We start from the raw sequence: 19392 nt of genomic DNA on the forward strand, positions 1-19392 counted from the left end.
AGCAAGAGGATGATCCATGAAATATACCGGTGCGCAAATCGTTGTAGAATGTCTTATCGAACAGGGAGTCGATACCGTTTTCGGTTACCCCGGAGGAGCGATCCTCAATATCTACGACGAACTGTATAAAAACGAAAAACGCCTCCGCCATATCCTCACCGCTCACGAACAGGGCGCTTCTCACGCAGCCGACGGTTATGCGCGTTCGAGCGGTAAAGTCGGCGTCGTCATGGCGACAAGCGGGCCGGGCGCGACGAACCTCGTTACGGGTATCGCGACGGCGTATATGGACTCCGTTCCCATGGTCGCGATCACGTGCAACGTCATAGCGCCCCTGCTCGGCAAAGACAGTTTTCAGGAAATCGATATCACGGGTGTAACGATGCCGATCACGAAGCATAATTTTATCGTGCGCGATGTCGGACAGCTTGCCGACACGATACGCGAAGCGTTTTTTATCGCAAAGACGGGGCGCCCGGGTCCCGTACTCATCGATATTCCGAAAGACGTCACGGCAGCTTCCTGCGATTATGTTCCGGCACCGCTCGACGCGCAGTTCGCAAAGCGCAAAGCGAGTCTGCACCGCATTATGAAAGTATGTGACATCCCCGACGAAAAAATCAATAAACTCGCCTCCCTCATCAATGCGTCGGAGCGGCCCTTTATCTACGCGGGAGGCGGAGTCCTCATATCGGATGCGTGCGAAGAGCTCAAAGCACTCGCCGAAAAAGCGCAGATCCCCGTTTCGATGAGTCTTATGGGAAAGTCCGCTTTTCCGAACACGCACGCGCTTTCGACCGGCATGATCGGTATGCACGGGACGAAGGCGTCGAATACGGCTGTCGATAAATGCGATCTCCTGCTTGCGATAGGCACGCGTTTCAGCGATCGCGTCATAGGCGATCCCAAGAGATTTGCAGGAAAGGCGAAGATCGTGCAGATCGACGTGGATCCCGCAGAAGTGAACAAAAACATCGCAGTCGACGATTCCCTTGTCGGCAGCATCAAAGATGCGCTTTCGCGTCTTTTGCCCCTCGTCGAAAAAAGGAAAGCATCCGAGTGGAATGCGAAGATAGACGAATGGAAAGCCGAAGTTCCGCCGAGTTGGAAGCAAAGCGGTAAGCTTTCTCCGAAAGCGATTTTCGAATATGTCAACGGTAGAGTTCCTTCCGATACGATTGTCACGACCGAAGTGGGGCAGCATCAAATGTGGACGGCGCTCTTTTATCATTTCGAAAAACCGCGTACCTTTCTTACGTCGGGTGGATTGGGGACGATGGGCTTCGGCACGGGAGCGGCGATCGGCGCGCAATTTGCGAACCCCGATAAAACCGTCGTACATTTTGCCGGCGACGGTTCGTTCCGCATGAACTGCAACGAACTTGCGACGATAAGCCATTACGGTCTTCCGATCATCATTATCATTTTCAATAACGGCGCGCTCGGAAACGTCCGCCAATGGCAGACGCTCTTTTACGAAAAGCGCTACAGCGCGACGACGCTCGATTTCGCCCCCGATTTCGTAAAGCTCGCCGATGCCTACGGAGTGACAGGCGTCCGCGTTACCGATGAAGCGGAATTCAAAAAAGCTTTCGATGCGGCACTCGCTTCCGGAAAGCCTGCTGTAATCGACGCTGCGATCGACAAAGACGAAATGGTACTTCCGATGATTCCGCCCGGAAAATCCGTCGACCGCATTATGATGGATATCGACCTGTAAGAGCCGCATTTTAAGCCGCATTTGAAAGGTGGTAATTAATCGATACATGCGGTATACTGGATATATCGTATAGGGAACCTCTAAAGACTGCAGTTTTTAGAGGTAACTTTAAAAATGCGACGGAAACGGAGGCCTCTATGTACGAGTCCGGCGAAGATTACCTTGAAGCGATCCTCAGAGTAAAAAATGTAAAAGGTACGGTTCATTCGGTCGATATCGCGAAAAAGCTCGGCGTTTCGAAACCGAGCGTGAGCAGGGCTGTCGGCATATTGAAGCGTGACGGCTATCTCGAAGACAGCGAAGGCACGGAACTCGAATTTACGAAAAAGGGTCTTGAAAAAGCGACGAACGTGTATTCCCGCCATCGCCTGCTTACCGATTTTTTTGTAAAGATCACCGGCGTTTCCAAAGAGCAGGCTGAAGAAAACGCATGCCGCGTCGAACACGATATCGATGCCGACATCGTTGCGGGTATCGAAAAGTGGATGAAAAAAAATAAAAAATAATTTACAGGGTAACCGCAACGGAAACTATATTCGGCTGTACTCCCTGCTGCTGACCTGCCATTCGCCGCGGTCTTCCGCATACCGTGCAGGCAGCGCTTTCCGCCTACGCCCGCCCGGCGCGGGGCTAAAGGCAGCGACCGCAGCGGAGCGAGGACGCCGAGCGTGAGCGAGCCGCAAAGGGCGGGTTGGCCGATCCGTTTTGTCCGTATCTCCCGTGTCGATTTCAATTTTTTTTGTTAAAACGATTTCCGAGTTTTATTTACTTATCTTTTTATAATTTTTCACATTTTATTTTACAAATTGCAAAAACGGGTGTATAATGTTTATAATAAGCTGTATTTATTACACTTATGGTTTATATGGCGGTCGTATGGACGATAAAGATCGGCGACGAGTGTCGACTTTATCTCGATTTTGCGTAAAGGACATATCACGGTCTGTGCGTAAAATCGTATGAATTATTTATTATTTAACGTGTGCGCCCGCCGGAAGCGTCGGGGTAAGGGTCTTCCGAGCGGACTACGCACACGGCTAAAAACTTTTAGGAACTTGCGCCTTGCATGAAGCGCCGCTGCAAGTTTCCCCAAAAATTTTTAGGGAGGATGTATGGTTTCTTTCTTTCTGTGTATCGGTCTGCTTATAGCAGGGTATTTCGTGTACGGAACGATCGTCGAAAAAGTGTTCCAGCCTGATGCGAATCGGGTGACGCCCGCTATGGCAAATCCTGACGGTATCGACTACGTTCCGATTTCAACGCCGCGCGCTTTCCTCGTTCAGCTTTTGAATATCGCCGGTCTCGGACCGATTTTCGGTGCGATTTCGGGTGCATTGTGGGGACCGAGCGTCTACCTCTGGATCGTCGGCGGTACGATTTTTGCCGGTGCGGTGCACGATTATCTTTCGGGTATGTTGTCCGTTCGGAACGACGGTGCGAGTATTTCGGAGATTACGGGAAAATATTTGGGACCCGTTATGATGAGCGTCATGCGCATATTCAGCGTCGTTTTGCTCGTCATGGTCGGCGTCGTCTTTATGGTAGGGCCGGCGGGATTGCTCGCGCTTTTGACGCCCGAGTGGCTCAACGTAAAAGTGTGGACGGTGATCATCCTCGTTTACTATTTCCTTGCGACGCTGCTTCCGGTCGATAAAGTCATCGCACGCTTTTATCCGATTTTCGGCATCTTCCTCATCCTCATGGCGGTCGGCGTTTCGGTTGCGACGATGGTAAACAACGGCGTCCGCCCGATGATGGAAATTACGCTTGAAAACCTCTATCCTGCGGCAACGCAAAAACCGATTTGGCCGCTTATGTTCATCACGGTCGCCTGCGGCGCCATATCAGGCTTTCACGCAACGCAGTCGCCGATCGTTTCGCGCACGCTACGGAACGAAAAAGAGGGTCGCAGAGTATTTTACGGTGCGATGGTCGCGGAAGGCATCATCGCGATGATTTGGGCATCTGCCGCAATCGCATTTTTCTGGAACAAAGGCGGTGCCGGTACCGGTCTTAAAGCGATGCTTGAAATGGGCGGCGGAAACCCGAAATCGGTATATGCGATCTGTACGGGTCTTCTCGGAAAAGTCGGAGGGGCGATTGCGCTTATCGGCGTTATCGCTTGTCCGATCACATCCGGCGATACGGCATTCCGCAGCGCGCGTATGGTCATCTTCGATTGGTTCAAGCTCAACGAAAAAGATCTCAAGATTCGCCTTTCGATTGCAACTCCGCTGCTTTTGATCGGCTACGGTATTTCGTGGATCAAGTACGGCGTCGTCTGGCGGTATTTTTCGTGGTCGAACCAAACGCTCGCAATGATCGTATTGTGGGCGGGTGCGGCCTATCTTGCGACGAATTATCCGAACAGAAACCGCTGCTGGCTCGCCGCGATTCCCGCGACCTTTATGTCCGCCGTATCGATCACCTATCTCTGCTATGCGCCCGAGTGTTTCAACCTCGTACGGCTCGGTCAGACGGGCATTACGATTTCCTATGCGGTAGGTATCGTCTTTGCGGTCGTTTTCCTCTGCATGTTTATGTTCAGAATTTATTTGAATCCGAAGCGCAGTCTCGAATTGCAAAATAAAACGATCATCGGCCGCAAATAAATCATACGGCGCATGATGTGTAAAAGCCGCCCGAACGTCAGCGATGGCGTCGGGCGGCTTTTTTATGTACAGGTTTTACGATGTCCTGTGTGTGAAGTGAGAGTATCTGCGTTAAAACTTTTCGATTTCTTCTTTTGTGAGGCCGGTCAGTTTTTTACCATATCGATGACGACCCGCACGAGCAGCACGATGAGCAAAAGAGCCGCAAGGCACAAAGCGCCGAAGAGAATCTTATAATTTGCCGGCACGGTTTTGAATTCCGGCACTTCTTTTTTATTTTGTACCGCCTCTTTTTCGGTATCAGGCGTCCCGTTTTTTTTCACGACTTTATCTTTCGCATCGCTTTTTGCGCTTTGTTTTTCGCCCTCTTTTGCCGCCGCCCGTATATCCCGCATTTTTTCAGGCGCAAAGGGGATGACGATGCGCGCGTGCCCCGCCCAGTTTTTGTACGAATCGGCAAGGCCTATGACCGCCGTTTCATCGGAGAAGGAATCGAGTATGCGAGCGTTGAAGTGCTTTGTAAAATAATTGCGATCGTCGTAGTGATTCGTATTCCACCAGCATACTTTTTGCGCGAGCGCATCCGCTTCGCTTACGGGAAAGTCGTACGCCGCTTCGATGTAGCCCGACACGATAAACGCGAGCGCTTTGATCGTTCCGACTTTCGCGTTCGGCGCAATGTAGATGATGTCGGCTCCGGGAAGCGAGTCCGACGAAGGAATGCGGCGCACGCGGTATTTTTTTGAGGGAGCGCCCGATGCATAGGGTTCGCCGTTTTTATGCTGTGCATCCTGCCGTTTAATGCTTCCGCCGAGCCTGCGCCCCATATCGCGTATCTGCTTTGCGGTATTGAATTCGTTTTTCGGCACGGGGGACGTATCTTCGATATACTCCGCTCTCTTTGCCGTATCGAGGAGCGCCGTATCGATGTGTACGGCAAAGAGAGCGCTTGCCGAAAGCAGCGCCGAAACGATGACGGATAATTTTTTTACCATAACGCACTCCCGTAAAAGTCGACGAACAAAGTCGGCTTTGCCTGTGAATTTGTCATTCGTACCTATACAGTATACAAATCATTGTAAAAATAAACAATGTAGTGTATACTGGCGAAACTATGGATACGCACGGTACGATGACCGGGGATAATCATGCTGCTCTGTGGCACGGTCGTTTTTCCGAAGGACCGGACGCAGCGGCAGTCGCGTTTGAAACTTCAATTCACGCCGACCGGCGCATGGCTCGCGATGATATTTTCGGAAGCAAAGCGCACGCGGAAATGCTCGCGCGTACGGGTATAATCTCGCGCAAAGAAGCCGATGAAATTATCGCCGCGCTCGACTCGATCGATGCCGATATTGCGTCGGGCAAGCTTTCGGTCGATGCTTTCGCCGAAGACATTCACTCGTTTATAGAATCTGCGCTCACCGACAGAATCGGAGAAGCGGGCAAAAAAGTGCATACGGGCAGGAGCCGAAACGATCAAATCGCCCTCGACGAAAGGCTCTATCTCAGGCGGACGATTCCCGAACTGCAAAAAAAGATTGCGTACCTCATCGAAACGCTCGCCGGTATCGCCGAACGCCACACGCAATCGATTATGCCGGGCTTTACGCATATGCAGCACGCACAGCCGGTGACGCTCGCTCATCATCTGTGCGCGTGGGCGTGGAGTTTTACGCGCGATTGGGAACGGCTTTCCGATGCGCTTAAACGTATTTCGCGCTCACCGATAGGGGCCGGAGCCCTTGCCGGAACGACGCTTCCGCTCGACAGAAAACTCGAAGCGGAACTGCTCGGCTTTGACGGAGTTACGCCCAATTCGCTCGACACCGTTTCCGACCGCGACTACTGCATCGAATTCGCATCGTGCTTTGCGCTTTTGCAGATGCACCTTTCGCGAGCCGCCGAAGAGGTCGTGCTGTGGTCTACGTCGGAATTTTCGTTTATCGAATTGAGCGAAACGTGGTCGACCGGCAGTTCGATCATGCCGCAGAAAAAAAATCCCGACTTTGCCGAACTCATCCGCGGGCGGACGGGCAGGGTATACGGCGATCTCGTAGCTCTTTTGACGATGATGAAAGCGCTGCCGCTTGCGTATAACCGCGATATGCAGGAAGACAAAGAAAGCCTTTTCGACGCCTTCGACACGGTAAGCGCCTGCGTGTCGGTTTTTACTGATATGATCGCCTCCGCATCGTGGAATGTGCCGCGCATGGAAAGCTCCTGCGAAGACGGTTATCTCAATGCGACCGATGTCGCCGAATACCTCGTGCGCAAGGGTATTCCGTTCCGTACGGCACACGGCATTGCGGCTCAAGCGGCGCGCATTGCAATCGAAAAAAAGTGCGGACTCCAAGAACTTCCGATCGAGGATTTTAAAGCCTGTTCGGATCGCATCGAAGACGATATCTACCCGCTCATCGATTCGAAGTCCTGCGTCGATTCGCGAAAAACCGAAGGTGGGCCGGCTGCCGAGCGCGTTGCGGAGCAGATACAAGCGCTGAAGGATTTCGTAAACGGACGTATCTGACGCGGATCGGAAAACGCTTTTTTCCGGCGCATAAAAACTGTTGCATGTACTATGTAAAACGCGCGGATGCTGCGCGAAAAAGAAAATGCATCGCCTGATATATATTATTAATTTATTCGCAGAATGTAATAAAAGCGGTGCATGGAATATCGCCGTGGTGTACATACCTGCAAAAGCTTTACAGGAGATAAAAATGAAAAAAACGGTAACGGTATTTTTAGCTTCGCTTTTCGCTTTCTCTATCGTATTGGGGAGCGCAGGCTGCAAAAAACAAAACGCGTCTTCCGCCCGCGATACATCGCTTGACGATCTCATCTCGCGCGGCGTGTTCGTACTCGGACTCGACGATTCGTTTCCTCCGCTCGGTTTTCGCAATGCTGACGGCGAAATCGTCGGCTACGATATCGATTTGGCAAAAGAAGTGGCGAAACGGCTCGGCGTCGAGTTTAAAGCGCAGCCCATCGATTGGGGTGCGAAAGAGATGGAGCTGAACACCGGCAAAATCGACTGCATTTGGAACGGCTTTACGATGACGAAAGAACGTGAACAAGCGCTTTCGTTTACGAAGCCGTATTTGAAAAATGCGCAAGTGCTCGTCGTGCGAAACGACAGCGGTATCGCATCTCTGAAAGACATGGCGGGAAAAACAATCGCACTGCAAAGCGGTTCGAGCGCACAGGAAGCCGTTGACGGAAACGTCGAGTTTTCGCGCTCGCTCAAAGAACAGGTACTCTTAAAAGACAACGTTACCGCGCTCAACGACCTTGAAATACGCGGCGTCGACGGCGTTGTCATGGACAGCGTTGTCGCAAACTACAGCATCTCCGCGACGGGAAAGCCCTTTATCGTCATCGACGAAGCGCTGTCCTATGAAAACTACGGTATCGCGTTCCGTAAGGGAAACACTGCCCTGCGCGACAAAGTACAGAGCGTATTGGAAGATATGCAAAAAGACGGAACGGTTACCGCCGTTTCGGTAAAGTGGTTCGGACGCGATATTTCGGTGATCGGTAACTAGATGACCAAGATGCTGCAGGCGATGCTGCGCGGGAGTGCAACGTCGATCGAAGTCTTTTTTTTAACGCTGCTTTTTGCGCTTCCGCTCGCCCTTCCGTTCTGCGCGGGTCGTATGGCGAAAAACCGTATACTCTCGGGGGCAACAAAAGTGTTTTTGCTCGTCATACGCGGAACGCCTCTCATGTTGCAGCTGCTCGTCGTGTACTTCGGTCCGAGCCTTTTGTGTCTTTGGTTCAACAAGAACTTCGGCACCGATTTTCGCGTCGCGTGGCCGCGTTTTCTCGCAGCGCTTGTCGCACTCATCGTAAACTACGCTGCCTACTTTGCCGAGATTTACCGCGGCGGTATCGAATCGATCCCCGTAGGACAATACGAAGCGGCGAAAGTGCTCGGCTATACGAAGCGACAAACCTTTTTGTATATCATCCTGCCGCAAGTCGTCAAGCGCATCATGCCCGCAATGGGCAACGAAACGATAACGCTCGTGAAAGATACCGCACTCGTTCAAGTGATCGGCGTGTCCGAACTTTTGCGCGTCGCGCAGGAAACGCAAAGCCGCCTCTTTTCGTTTATGCCGCTCTTCGTCGCAGGCGTTTTTTACCTTTTGATGAATTGGGGCGTTGAAATCGCATTTGCACGCATCGAAGCGAAACTCGCTTATTATCGTTAGCGGACAATGCCGTTTGTACAAAATCAAAAATAAAAAATTCTGCCGCTTGTTACGTCGCTCACTTTTCACTATAGTGTACAAACCGATCGTAAAAGCTGCGGTCTATGGATGATTGAACGATGATAAAAATGAGATTAATAAAATCAATAAAAACCATATTGTTGTTGAGCATCACGGCGTGCGCTTTTTTTTCGGTTTCCTGCGCTTCGACGAAGACGGGAAAAAAGCTTTTTTTGACCGATGAAAATTTTACGAGCCGGATCGGTACGGCTGAGAGCGACGCCGACGAGTCGTACATCTTTTTGCGTTTTTATGATCCGGAGCTTTCCTCGCCGGTTTACGTATCGAACATACTGAAAAACGGCATCGCAAAGGTGGACGTAAATCCGCTTCCGGTAAGTCACGTGGGTATCGGTTTCGATTTGCGCGACGATTTTTTCGGACTCACGCAGATGTCTCGTCCGCAGCTCGACAGAGAACGCTGCACCGATACGAAAGCGAATAATTATACAAAGCAGTGTGAGGCCGCATCTTCGAAGCAGATGCTGTATGCGATCAAAGCGACGGGTGAAGAGCGAAAAAAGGCGATCCGCATTCTTATGGAAAATAAAAACGTGAGCTACGATGTCGATAAAAATTTCAAGATCGCTCACCGTGCCCTGCGGAGAAAATTGTTTACGGCGGAAAACGACAGATCGCTGGAAAAATTTTACGCGTCGAAAAAAGATATAGAAGCGATAAACGATGCGGAAAATAAAAAAGCGCAAAAGAAATTCGTGTGCTCGACCTTTGTTGCTTACGTCCTGTACAATTCCGTGCAAAACGTGCGGGAGTTTTTCAATACGAAGGGCATCGATTATCGTTACCTCATGGTGAGCGATATCGCGTGCATTCCGGGCGTGGAAGAATTGTTCGAATCAACATGGGAAAATTACGACGCGGCGGCGCGAACCTTTGTCGCAGAGCATAAAGAATTTCAGCGATATTTGCCGGAAGATGAGCGCTTGCACTAGGCGTAGGATGGTCGCCGATTATTCGCGCGCGGAAAGTTATACCCCGACGCTCTGTTTTGGCTTGTTGATTGTTTTTCGTTCGTGCCGTATAAAAGCTTCTGCTATGTAAAGTCTTTTACGCCTGCCAAATCGAGCGTCGCAAAATAGTCCGCGATCGTTTCGCGCCGTCTGATTTCTTTGAACGAACCGTCGTTCCTCATGAGCACTTCGCCCGCTCTGAGCTTTCCGTTGTAATTGAACCCCATGGCTCTGCCGTGTGCGCCGGCATCGTGAATTATTAAAATATCGCCGATATCGATTTTCGGCAAACTCCTCTGTACGGCGAATTTGTCACAGTTTTCACATAGAGATCCTACGACGTCATATACGCGGTCTTTTGCCGCGTTTTCTTTTCCGCTGACGGTCACTTCGTGATAAGCGCCGTACATGCCGGGCCGCATCAAGTCCGCCATGCACGCGTCGACTCCGATATAATCGCGGTAGATGTGTTTTTCGTGGATCGCCGTTGTGATAAGCCAACCGTAGGGGCCGGTGACGGGTCTGCCGCATTCCCAATAGATGCCCATAGGATCGAGATCATTTTTAATAATTTTTTCGTCGTAAAGCTTTTTGATGCCGCGCGCGACATACTCAAGATCGACCGCTTTTTGTTCCCGCCTGTACGGAATGCCGACCCCGCCGCCCAAATCGACGAATTCGATTTTTATGCCGAGTCTTTGTTTTATTTCGACACAGAGATCGAAGAGGATGTCCGCCGTGTCGATAAAAAAATCGGGATTGAGTTCGTTCGAAGCGACCATCGTATGGAGTCCGAATCGTTCGATGCCTTCTTCTTTGCAGCGCGCATAAGCTTCGAAAAGCTGTTCGCGCGAGAGGCCGTATTTCGCTTCTTCGGGCTTTCCGATGATCGCGTTGCCGCCTTGCTTGAGCGGGCCGGGGTTGTAGCGGAAACAGAGCAGCTGCGGCAATTTGCCGCCGAGCGCTTTTTTTAAAAAATCGATGTGCGTGATGTCGTCCAAGTTGATGAGGTTACCGTGCTCGTACGCATATTGAAATTCGGAAGCGGGCGTTTCATTCGACGTAAATATGACGCTCTCCCCCTCGATGCCCGCCAATTCGGCGAGTATGAGTTCGGGTAAGCTCGAGCAGTCGGCGCCGCATCCTTCTTCCGAGAGGATTTTAAGCATATAGGGATTCGGCATCGCTTTTACGGCGAAGTGTTCGCGGAACTTCGGAAAGGCGGAAAACGCCTCTGTAAAGCGGCGCATGTTTTCGCGGATCGCCCTTTCATCGTAAAGGTAAAAGGGCGTCGGAAATTTTTTTATTAAATTTAAAAGCTCATCGTGCGTGAGCGGAAAATCGAAACTCATATATCATCCATGTCATCAGAAATCGATCCACTATAGCATATTCGAAACGAGGGAATCAACGGCGAGGACACGGAATTCGTCCCGTACGCTTTTCGACAAAATGACGATCATTTCGCCGAAAAGCGAATTTTCTGCCACAGTTCGTCATACTTTTCGAGGTTTTCGCCGATGTCGAGTTTCAGTTCGCAGTGCGCCATCTCTTCGGTCGTGTACATCGGCGTCGTCGTCATATATTTCGCAGCTTCCGTGTTGACCGAGGGAGGAAAACGGAACCAATCGAGGAATTGCGCGTAGATTTCCGGCCGATGGATAAAATCGATAAATTGCATCGCAAGGTCGTAATGCTTTGCGCCTTTTAAGATGACCATCGAATCGATATACATGGGGCCGCCTTCTTTCGGTATAAAAAAGTCGATCGTGTCGGCTTGTTTATCTTCAGGGACTTCGCCGTATACGACTTCGGCGTAGCCTTGGCACACCCAAAAATCTCCTGCCGCAAAGGATTTGCCGAATCCTTCCGCATCGAATTTAACAAGATTCGGTTTCCAATCGTTTATTATTAAATTCGCGGCGCTTTTGAGTTCGGCATCGCCCGTCGAATTGACCGAATATCCCCGATACGCGAGCGCATCTCCGATAACTTCGCGCATATCGTCCATCATGGACGCATGACCCCGTATGCGCGCGTCGGAAAAGATATTCCAGCTTCGCTCGTAATTTGAAAAGTACAGTTTGTTTACGGCGATGCCTGCCGCTCCCATATAGTACGGAACGCAGTACTTCATCGTCGGGTCATATACGGCTTTTTCGAGAACGAGAGGGTTGATGTATTTTTTATTTTCAAATCGATTCAAATCGATCTCTTTCAGCATACCCTGTTTGAGCATGATAGACGCGTAGTCCTGTGACGGGAAGGCGATGTCGTAGCCGGACGCACCGGCCATGAACTTTGCATACATCACTTCGTTCGAGTCGTAGGTATCGACTTTTACCCGACAGCCGTATTCGCTTTCGAATCGGCGGAGTGCGGCTTCGGGCACGTAGTAGGTCCATGTAAAAAGATAGAGCACGTTCGATCGTTTGCGTCCGCCGCTTTCTTTCGAGCAGGATGCAAAACCGAAAGCACAGCATACAAGCGCTGCAATCAAAATGCCGTCGATGATTTTTTTCATAGTTTCCTCAAAATAATAAAATAGCGCCGCGAAAGGTGCGCCGTCTTTGCATCATTCACCGTACCGTTTGTCGTTATGATACGAAATGCCGGCTGCAGCAAAGAAAATATTTAATGAGAAGCCGCTACCGTTTTGAGTCCCTTTCGAAGCGCGAAAGCGATAAGGCAGGTTGCAAGAATCATCACGCACGAAAGCGAATTGATGACGGGAGAGACGCCGAAGCGTATCATCGAATAGACGTACAGCGGCAGCGTCGTCGAGCCCGGTCCCGACACGAAAAAGGTGATCACGAAGTCTTCGAGCGACATCGTGATCGCGATGAGAAAGCCCGACAGGATGCCCGGCAAAAGAGAAGGCACGACGACTTTGACGAGCGTCTGAAATTCCGTCGCGCCCAAATCGTGCGCCGCTTCGATGATCGAAAAATCGAATTCGTCGAGCCGTGCCTTTACCATGAGATAGACGAAGGGCAGACAAAATGTCGTATGCGCCGCAAATATCGTAAAAAGTCCGAGCGGTATGTGCACGCGGCTGAAAAATATGAGCGTTGAAACTCCGACAATCACTTCGGGTAAGATCATCGGAAGGTATGTAACGCTTTCGATGAGCTTCCGCCCGCGAAACTTATACCAGCTGCAGCCGATCGCCGCAAGAGAAGCGAGCAGCGTCGAAACGGCGGCCGACGTAAGGGCGACGATGAGACTGTTTAAAAGCGCTTCCCACAGAGGGCGGGAATCGAAGATGAGCGCTTTGTACCACATAAGCGAAAAATTCGTAAACTCGGCGCCCTTGCTGCCGTTGAACGAATAGGCGATGATAACAACGAGGGGCAAAAACAAAAAGACGAGCGTGAGCGCAAGCATTATATTTGAGAAGGAAAATATTGCGGCGCGATGCTTCCACGATTTTTTTGCATGCCGCGCGGGTTCGGACTGCCGCCGTTTTTTTACCGCAGGAAATAAAAAGAAAAATATATTCGTCATTTCAGTATCCCTCCGGTAAAGCCGGATGCATTTCCGTTTGTCGAATAGACCTCATCTTTTACATTCGAGGATTTGAGTTTGGCGTCGCGCCGGTTCGAAAAACTCATCCAAAAGATGCCCGCGATGCTGATAAGCGTTATGATCATGGAAAAAGCGGCGGACAGCGGCCAGTTGCGCATTTTTTGCACTTGATCGACGATGACGTTTCCGAGCATATACGAATCTTTGCCGCCGACCAAAAGAGGCACTGCATAGGCGCCGAAAATCGGGATGAACGTAAAGATGACGGCCGTGACGATGCCGCTTCTGATTCCGGGAATGAGCACTTTTATCATTGCCTGCATTTTATTCGCGCCCAAATCGCGCGCCGCTTCGAGCAGTGAAAAATCGAAGCGGTCGACTGCGGTGAAAATCGGCAATATGGCGAACGGCAAATACATGTACACGGAAACGAGGATGACCGCATTTTGATTGTACAAAAATTGTATGTAATCTTTTATGATGCCGAGCGATATGAGAATTTGATTTAAGATGCCGTCGTTGTTGAGGATCGACATCCACGCGAAAACGCGGATGAGCGAATTCGTCCAAAACGGAATGATTATTAAAAAAAGCAAAAGCGTTTGATGCCGGCTTCTCGCCATTGCGTATCCGCACGGGAGCGAAACAAGCACGGTGAGGGCAGTCGAAACGATCGTGATCTTGAGCGTCCGCAGCACGAGTATGCCGTAATTCGGGTTGAACATCTGACGGTATGCGTTGAGCGAAAACCGCCCTTCGACGCCGCCGTACAATCCCTTTTTCAAAAAACTGTAGATGAAGATGATGACCAGCGGCGCGATAAAAAAAATAAAAAGCCAAACGCCCATCGGCCACGCGTATGCCGTACCCTGATTGATCGTATCGTCTTTTGCCGCGGGAGGCTTCGTATCCGTCGTTTTCATTTTTGTATGTCCTCGACGATATAACCGTCTTCCGCCGCCCACGAAATATAGACGTCGTCTTTCCATTGGATGGCCGGTCCGTCATCGAAATAGATCGTGTGCTGTTTGAAAACTTTGACGAGCGCGCCGTTTTCGAGCCGCACGTAAAACTTCGATTGGAATCCGGAATACACCGGTTCTTCGACGATACCTTTGAACACGTTGATATCAGTGCGGCCGTGCGTCTCAGGCGGCTCTTTTGTGATGCGGATTTTTTCAGGGCGGATCGTAAAAGCGACCTTTTGTCCCTTTTGCGTCGGACCGTAGTCGGTTACCTGCATATAGCGGTCGAGGCTTGCCGTCGCTTCGGTGTCGCTCGCAAGCGGCGCTTGATGACCGAGCGCGGGGACGGAACAGGTTACCATATAGTCGGGATCTTTTCCCGGCGTTTGATGCGGTACGCAATCGACGACCTGCGCTTCGAAGAGATTCGTTTCGCCGATAAACTGCGCGACGAATTGCGTCGCAGGGCTTTCGTAAATTTCGAACGGCGTTCCGACTTGCAGCACGTGCCCCGCATTCATAACGGCGATGTGATCCGACACGGAAAGCGCTTCGCTTTGATCGTGCGTCACGTAGATGAACGTTATGCCGATTTTATCGTGCAGATTGTCGAGATCGATGAGGAGATTTGCGCGGAGCTTTGCGTCGAGAGCGGAAAGCGGTTCGTCGAGCAAAAGCACTTTCGGCTCGTTTATCAGCGCACGCGCAATCGCAACCCGCTGCTTTTGTCCGCCCGACAGCTGATTCGGTTTTTTATGGATGTGTTGATCGAGTTGTACGAGGTGGATGTAATGCTTTACTTTTTCGTCGATCGTTTCTTTCGGCACTTTTCTCAAGCGCAGCGGAAACGCGACGTTTTCGTACACCGAAAGATGAGGAAAAAGCGCGTAGGTTTGAAAAACCGTATTCGAATGGCGCTTATCCGGCGGAAGCGGGGCGACGTTCGTTTCATCGAACAGCACCGCACCTTCGTCGGGATATTCGAAACCCGCTATGATGCGCAGCAGCGTCGTCTTGCCGCAGCCTGAAGGACCGAGCAGAGAAAAGAATTCTCCCGGCTCGATTGTAATGCAGATGTCGTCGAGAGCGATAAAATCGTTATCGAATCTCTTCGAGACATGCTCGATGGTAACCCGGCTCCCTTTCACTTCAAGCAACCTCGGTATAGTGTGATGGAAGAGCCGCGCTCAAAACGGCTCAAATGTAGGCACATTATATACAAAGGGAATGGGGTATGCAAGAGCGCGCAAATCCGAGCAATGCGGAGGATTTGCGCGCGTGTTGATAAAAGAAAAACGGCTCGGCCGTTTTTCGCCTTTCGACTTCATCGAGCGATTTCGAGCAGTGCGGAGAAATCGCGAGCGTCTCCTATAAAAGAAAAACGGCTTGGCCGTTTTTCGACTCTCGACTTATAAAGTAAATCCGAGCAGTGGTCGTTCGCGGTACATCCGTGTACCGCTCACTACCGCATTTTTACTTTGTAAAAATGCGCGGTTGTTTTGCCAAGATACGATACGGCATCCGTGCCGTACATTGAATAAAACGAAGTTCCCCGCGCAGGAATTATGCGCGTCTCCTATCACAAAGTGCACCGTAAACGCCGCACTTTGTGTCCTCATAAGGAATTGCAATCGGCTTTCATACTTTTTATTGCATCCGAACGGATGAAGTATGAAAGCCTCCGCACGGATAAAAGAAAAACGCTACAGGCGTTTTTCGACTCCCGACTTATAGAGTAAATGGCAAATGAGCCGACACACTCAGATGCTGCAATGCCGCCTACGCCCGGCCGGAGCGGTGCCGCAGGCAGCCACCGGAGCGAGCGTAAGCGAGCGAGGAGGCCGAGCGCGAGTGAGCCGCGGAGGGCGGGATCGCACATAGGTGCCGTCCGTAATCATATATAATTCGTTTTATCGCCTTTCTTTCGGTCGAAAATCGAATTTCGTTTCGGCGAGGATGACGGCAAAAAAGATGAGAGTGCAGCCTGCGATCATGCGCGAAGTCAAACGCTCATGCAAAAGGACGGTACTGAACAGCACGCCGAACACCGACTCGAACGAAAGGAGGAGAGCTGCAAAAGACGAGCGCACGTATTTTAAGCCGACGTTCTGCAGCGCAAAGGAAATCATCGTGCTGAAAAGACCGAGATAGAGCATAGAAACGATAACGCGCGTATTTTTTACGGCCGCGACAGGAAAGGCGCCGTCAAAAAGAAAGGCTGCGATCCACGAAAAGACGGCGGCAAAAAAGAACTGCAAAACGGTGAGCACGATCGGATCGTAACGGATATTGCATTTGGCCGTATAGAGAATGTGCAGCGCGTAAAAAACGCCGCAGCCGAGCGTAAGGGCGTCGCCGAAATTGATCGAAAGGAGCGATGATTCGCTTTTTGAAAGCGCGAGCAAACCGATGCCCAAAAGCGAAATCGCGGCGGCGGCGAATACGTGTCCGCCCGGAAATTTTTTATAAAGCGGCCAGCCGAAAAGCGGCACGAGCATTACATACACCGTCGTGAGAAATGCGTTTTTTCCGGCGGTCGTATAATCGCAGCCGACCGTCTGCAGCGCGTAGGCAAAAAACAACAGGGCGCCGAGTATCGCCCCGCGCTTCCAATACGAAGCATTGAGCAATTTGAGAGAGCGCACAAAGATAAGGGCGAGGGCCGCCGCCGCAATCGAAAAACGGAAAGCGAGCATATAGATCGCTCCGATATAGTCGAGGCTGTCTTTTACGACGACGAACGCAAATCCCCAAATGCACGCTACAAGAAGCAGCCCTGCTCCCGCAAAAAACGATACGCGCTTTTCGTTCATACGTCGGCAAGCGGCGTCACTTTTTTAAGGTGCCAAATATCGCGCACGTAGTCTTCGATCGTGCGGTCGGAAGAAAATTTACCGCTGTTCGCAATATTGATAAGCGCTTTCCGCGCCCACTCTTTCGTATTTTGATAAGCCGCTTCGACTTTTTCGTGAGCCCTGCAGTACGCATCGAAATCCGCGAGCACGTAAAACACGTCGGGGCGCTGACCTTCGACGCCGTAGACGAGCGAATCGTAGAGCTCTTTGAATTCCTGATGCGTCGGATCGTAGGTACCGTCGACGAGCTGCTGCACGACGCGGGAAAGCTCGGGGTTCCGTCCCAAGTATTCCTGCGGATTATAGCTGTGCTCGGTTTCCATTTTAATAATTTCATCGGCGGAAAGTCCGAACACGAAGGCGTTTTCTTTTCCGGCTTCATTGATAATTTCGATATTCGCGCCGTCCATCGTACCGAGCGTGAGCGCACCGTTTACCATAAACTTCATATTGCTCGTACCCGACGCTTCAAAGCCCGCAGTCGATATCTGCTCGGAAACGTCGGCAGCCGGAAAGATTTTTTCCGCAACGCTGACGCGGTAGTTTTCGACGAACACGACGCGGATTTTTCCGTGCACGCGCCGGTCGTTGTTGACGCGGTCGGCGACAGTGTTGATCAGTTTGATGATCGTTTTCGCTCTGCGGTAGCCCGACGCGGCTTTCGCACCGAAGATAAAAGTCTGCGGCGGCGGGTTGAAATCGGGATCGTCGATGATGCGGTTATACAGATACATGATGTGCAGAACATTTAAAAGCTGACGCTTGTATTCGTGCAGGCGTTTTACCTGTATGTCGAAAATGCTGTCGGGGTCGAGGAATTCGTTTTGCGTATGCTTGAGATATTCGGCCAAGCGCTGTTTGTTCGATTTTTTGATCGCCGTAAGCTCCGCAAGAGAAGCTTCATCGCTTGAAAAACGCTCGAGGGCTTTGAGCTTCATCAAATCCTTTTCCCAGCCTCTTCCGATACGCGCCGTGATAAATTCCGCAAGAGAGGGATTCGCATTTAAAAGCCAGCGCCGCTGCGTGATGCCGTTCGTTTTATTGTTGAATTTTTCGGGATAGAGCTCGTACCACGATTTCAGTTCCCGCGTTTTTAATAATTCCGTGTGGAGTTCGGCAACGCCGTTTACGCTGAAACACGAATGGATCGCAAGCCACGCCATAAAAACGTGTCCGTTGTTGATGATAGACAGTTTTTGCTGACGTTCGAAATCGTTCGGATATTTTTCCCGAAGCGAAATGAGCAGCCGCCGGTTGATTTCTTCGACGATTTGATACACGCGCGGAAGCAGGCCTTGAAAAATTTCGATCGGCCACTTTTCGAGCGCTTCGGCGAGGATCGTGTGATTCGTATACGCAAACGTGTGCGTCACGACTTTCCACGCATCGTCCCAACCGACGTTATATTCGTCCATGAGGATGCGCATCAGTTCGGGAATCGCTACGACAGGATGAGTATCGTTCAACTGGATGACGTGCAGTTCGGCGAATTTGCCGAAATCGGTTCCGAAGCGCGAAACGTAGGCGCGAACCAAATCCTGCAGGCTCGCCGACGAAAAAAAGTATTGCTGTTTGAGACGGAGCGCTTTTCCGCTCGGACCGCTGTCGTTCGGATAGAGCACGCGGCTGATATTTTCGGCGCTGTTTTGTTTTTCGACCGCACGGTTGTACTGCATGTCGTTGAACAGCTGGAGGTCGAAACCGTTCGGAGAAGTCGCTTCCCACAATCTCAGCGTGTTCACCGTGTTCGTGTCGTAGCCGACGATCGGCGTGTCGTAAGGAGTGGCGGTCACTTCTTCCGCGTTTTGCAAAGAAAAGTGCATGCGGCCGTCGGGTGTTCTATCGTACACTATCGTACCGCCGAAGCGGACGGTTACCGCCAAATCGCTTCGCTTTACTTCCCACGGATCGCGGTGCTTGAGCCAGCGGTCGGGGTATTCGACTTGCCAGCCGTTTTCGATCCGCTGTTCGAACATACCGTATTCGTAGCGGATGCCGTAACCGTGACCGGGATAATCGAGGGTTGCGAGGCTGTCGAGAAAACAGGCGGCGAGCCGTCCGAGACCTCCGTTTCCGAGACCCGCGTCCGGCTCTTTGTCTTCGATCATATCGTAATCGATGCTCATGTCTTTGAGCACTTCTTTTACCTGCTTTTCGATCCCCGCGTTGATGAGATTGTTGCCGAACGCGCGTCCCATCAAAAACTCTGCGGAAAAATAGTAAAGCTTTCGCACCGGATGCGCTTCATACGCTTCCCTCGTCGCCATCCAATTTTTAATAATCGGATCGAGCACGGATGCGGCGACCGCATCGAACAGATCGTGTTTCGTCGCCCGTGAAATATTTTTTCCGTAACGGTCGTGAAGCCGTTTTTCAAGATTACGTTTGAACTCTTCTGCACTGAATTGCATACGCTCTGTCTCCTTGACAATATTTATCCGCGTTCGGGTACCGTTAAAAACCC

15 protein-coding genes are annotated in these 19392 nt (G+C 51.0%); 7 read left to right on the forward strand and 8 right to left on the reverse strand.

Annotated elements, in window-relative coordinates:
- Positions 1–16 precede the first annotated feature (16 nt).
- From ilvB to H9I36_RS01325, 3 genes are all read left to right on the forward strand, one after another.
- A complete protein-coding gene (ilvB, locus tag H9I36_RS01315; protein ID WP_187383582.1) occupies positions 17–1720 on the forward strand; it encodes a biosynthetic-type acetolactate synthase large subunit in 1704 nt (567 codons plus the stop codon).
- A 137-nt stretch (positions 1721–1857) separates the two neighbouring features.
- Positions 1858–2226, forward strand: coding sequence for a metal-dependent transcriptional regulator (locus H9I36_RS01320; RefSeq protein ID WP_187383583.1), 369 nt, complete (start codon positions 1858–1860; stop codon positions 2224–2226).
- A 606-nt stretch (positions 2227–2832) separates the two neighbouring features.
- Entirely contained in the window at positions 2833–4332 is a 1500-nt protein-coding gene (locus H9I36_RS01325) for a carbon starvation CstA family protein (protein ID WP_187383584.1), read from the forward strand.
- 146 nt (positions 4333–4478) lie between these two features.
- On the opposite strand, the gene H9I36_RS01330 is transcribed toward H9I36_RS01325, so the two are convergent.
- A complete protein-coding gene (locus tag H9I36_RS01330; protein WP_187383585.1) occupies positions 4479–5327 on the reverse strand; it encodes a P83/100 family protein in 849 nt (282 codons plus the stop codon).
- 119 nt (positions 5328–5446) lie between these two features.
- On the opposite strand from H9I36_RS01330, the gene argH reads away from it, so the two are divergent.
- The 4 genes from argH to H9I36_RS01350 all read left to right on the forward strand — a co-directional run bounded on the left by argH (position 5447) and on the right by H9I36_RS01350 (position 9562).
- Positions 5447–6862, forward strand: coding sequence for an argininosuccinate lyase (gene argH / locus H9I36_RS01335; RefSeq protein WP_187383586.1), 1416 nt, complete (start codon positions 5447–5449; stop codon positions 6860–6862).
- Positions 6863–7055: 193 nt separating this feature from the next.
- A complete protein-coding gene (locus tag H9I36_RS01340) occupies positions 7056–7880 on the forward strand; it encodes an amino acid ABC transporter substrate-binding protein (protein ID WP_187383587.1) in 825 nt (274 codons plus the stop codon).
- Positions 7881–8549, forward strand: coding sequence for an amino acid ABC transporter permease (locus H9I36_RS01345; RefSeq protein ID WP_187383588.1), 669 nt, complete (start codon positions 7881–7883; stop codon positions 8547–8549).
- A gap of 119 nt (positions 8550–8668) precedes the next feature.
- Complete coding sequence (locus H9I36_RS01350; protein WP_187383589.1) at positions 8669–9562, forward strand: hypothetical protein; 894 nt, start codon at positions 8669–8671, stop codon at positions 9560–9562.
- Between the two features lie 101 nt (positions 9563–9663).
- On the opposite strand, the gene H9I36_RS01355 is transcribed toward H9I36_RS01350, so the two are convergent.
- The 7 genes from H9I36_RS01355 to H9I36_RS01385 form a co-directional block, all read right to left on the reverse strand.
- On the reverse strand, positions 9664–10932 hold the full coding sequence (locus H9I36_RS01355; protein WP_187383590.1) for a diaminopimelate decarboxylase family protein: 1269 nt from the start codon (positions 10930–10932) through the stop codon (positions 9664–9666).
- Positions 10933–11039: 107 nt separating this feature from the next.
- Positions 11040–12104: an extracellular solute-binding protein gene (locus tag H9I36_RS01360; RefSeq protein WP_187383591.1), complete on the reverse strand. Its 1065-nt coding sequence runs from the start codon at positions 12102–12104 to the stop codon at positions 11040–11042.
- A gap of 110 nt (positions 12105–12214) precedes the next feature.
- Entirely contained in the window at positions 12215–13087 is an 873-nt protein-coding gene (locus H9I36_RS01365; protein WP_187383592.1) for an ABC transporter permease, read from the reverse strand.
- Positions 13084–14031, reverse strand: a complete 948-nt coding sequence (locus H9I36_RS01370; protein ID WP_187383593.1) for an ABC transporter permease — start codon at positions 14029–14031, stop codon at positions 13084–13086. Before H9I36_RS01370 ends, H9I36_RS01365 begins: the two co-directional genes overlap by 4 nt.
- Positions 14028–15221 (reverse strand): ABC transporter ATP-binding protein, encoded by a 1194-nt coding sequence (locus H9I36_RS01375; protein WP_187383594.1) that lies wholly within the window; start codon positions 15219–15221, stop codon positions 14028–14030. Before H9I36_RS01375 ends, H9I36_RS01370 begins: the two co-directional genes overlap by 4 nt.
- A 762-nt stretch (positions 15222–15983) precedes the next feature.
- Positions 15984–16886, reverse strand: coding sequence for a DMT family transporter (locus tag H9I36_RS01380; protein WP_187383595.1), 903 nt, complete (start codon positions 16884–16886; stop codon positions 15984–15986).
- Positions 16883–19339 (reverse strand): glycogen/starch/alpha-glucan phosphorylase, encoded by a 2457-nt coding sequence (locus H9I36_RS01385; RefSeq protein WP_187383596.1) that lies wholly within the window; start codon positions 19337–19339, stop codon positions 16883–16885. Before H9I36_RS01385 ends, H9I36_RS01380 begins: the two co-directional genes overlap by 4 nt.
- Positions 19340–19392: the final 53 nt, after the last annotated feature.

This window comes from Treponema sp. Marseille-Q4130 (assembly GCF_014334325.1).
Taxonomy (GTDB): Bacteria; Spirochaetota; Spirochaetia; order Treponematales; family Treponemataceae; genus Treponema_D.

Coding starts and splice junctions, on each gene's coding strand:
- ilvB (WP_187383582.1), top strand. CDS start 17: ATGAAATATACCGGTGCGCAAATCGTTGTAGAATGTCTTATCGAACAG.
- H9I36_RS01320 (WP_187383583.1), top strand. CDS start 1,858: ATGTACGAGTCCGGCGAAGATTACCTTGAAGCGATCCTCAGAGTAAAA.
- H9I36_RS01325 (WP_187383584.1), top strand. CDS start 2,833: ATGGTTTCTTTCTTTCTGTGTATCGGTCTGCTTATAGCAGGGTATTTC.
- H9I36_RS01330 (WP_187383585.1), bottom strand. CDS start 5,327: ATGGTAAAAAAATTATCCGTCATCGTTTCGGCGCTGCTTTCGGCAAGC.
- argH (WP_187383586.1), top strand. CDS start 5,447: ATGGATACGCACGGTACGATGACCGGGGATAATCATGCTGCTCTGTGG.
- H9I36_RS01340 (WP_187383587.1), top strand. CDS start 7,056: ATGAAAAAAACGGTAACGGTATTTTTAGCTTCGCTTTTCGCTTTCTCT.
- H9I36_RS01345 (WP_187383588.1), top strand. CDS start 7,881: ATGACCAAGATGCTGCAGGCGATGCTGCGCGGGAGTGCAACGTCGATC.
- H9I36_RS01350 (WP_187383589.1), top strand. CDS start 8,669: ATGATAAAAATGAGATTAATAAAATCAATAAAAACCATATTGTTGTTG.
- H9I36_RS01355 (WP_187383590.1), bottom strand. CDS start 10,932: ATGAGTTTCGATTTTCCGCTCACGCACGATGAGCTTTTAAATTTAATA.
- H9I36_RS01360 (WP_187383591.1), bottom strand. CDS start 12,104: ATGAAAAAAATCATCGACGGCATTTTGATTGCAGCGCTTGTATGCTGT.
- H9I36_RS01365 (WP_187383592.1), bottom strand. CDS start 13,087: ATGACGAATATATTTTTCTTTTTATTTCCTGCGGTAAAAAAACGGCGG.
- H9I36_RS01370 (WP_187383593.1), bottom strand. CDS start 14,031: ATGAAAACGACGGATACGAAGCCTCCCGCGGCAAAAGACGATACGATC.
- H9I36_RS01380 (WP_187383595.1), bottom strand. CDS start 16,886: ATGAACGAAAAGCGCGTATCGTTTTTTGCGGGAGCAGGGCTGCTTCTT.
- H9I36_RS01385 (WP_187383596.1), bottom strand. CDS start 19,339: ATGCAATTCAGTGCAGAAGAGTTCAAACGTAATCTTGAAAAACGGCTT.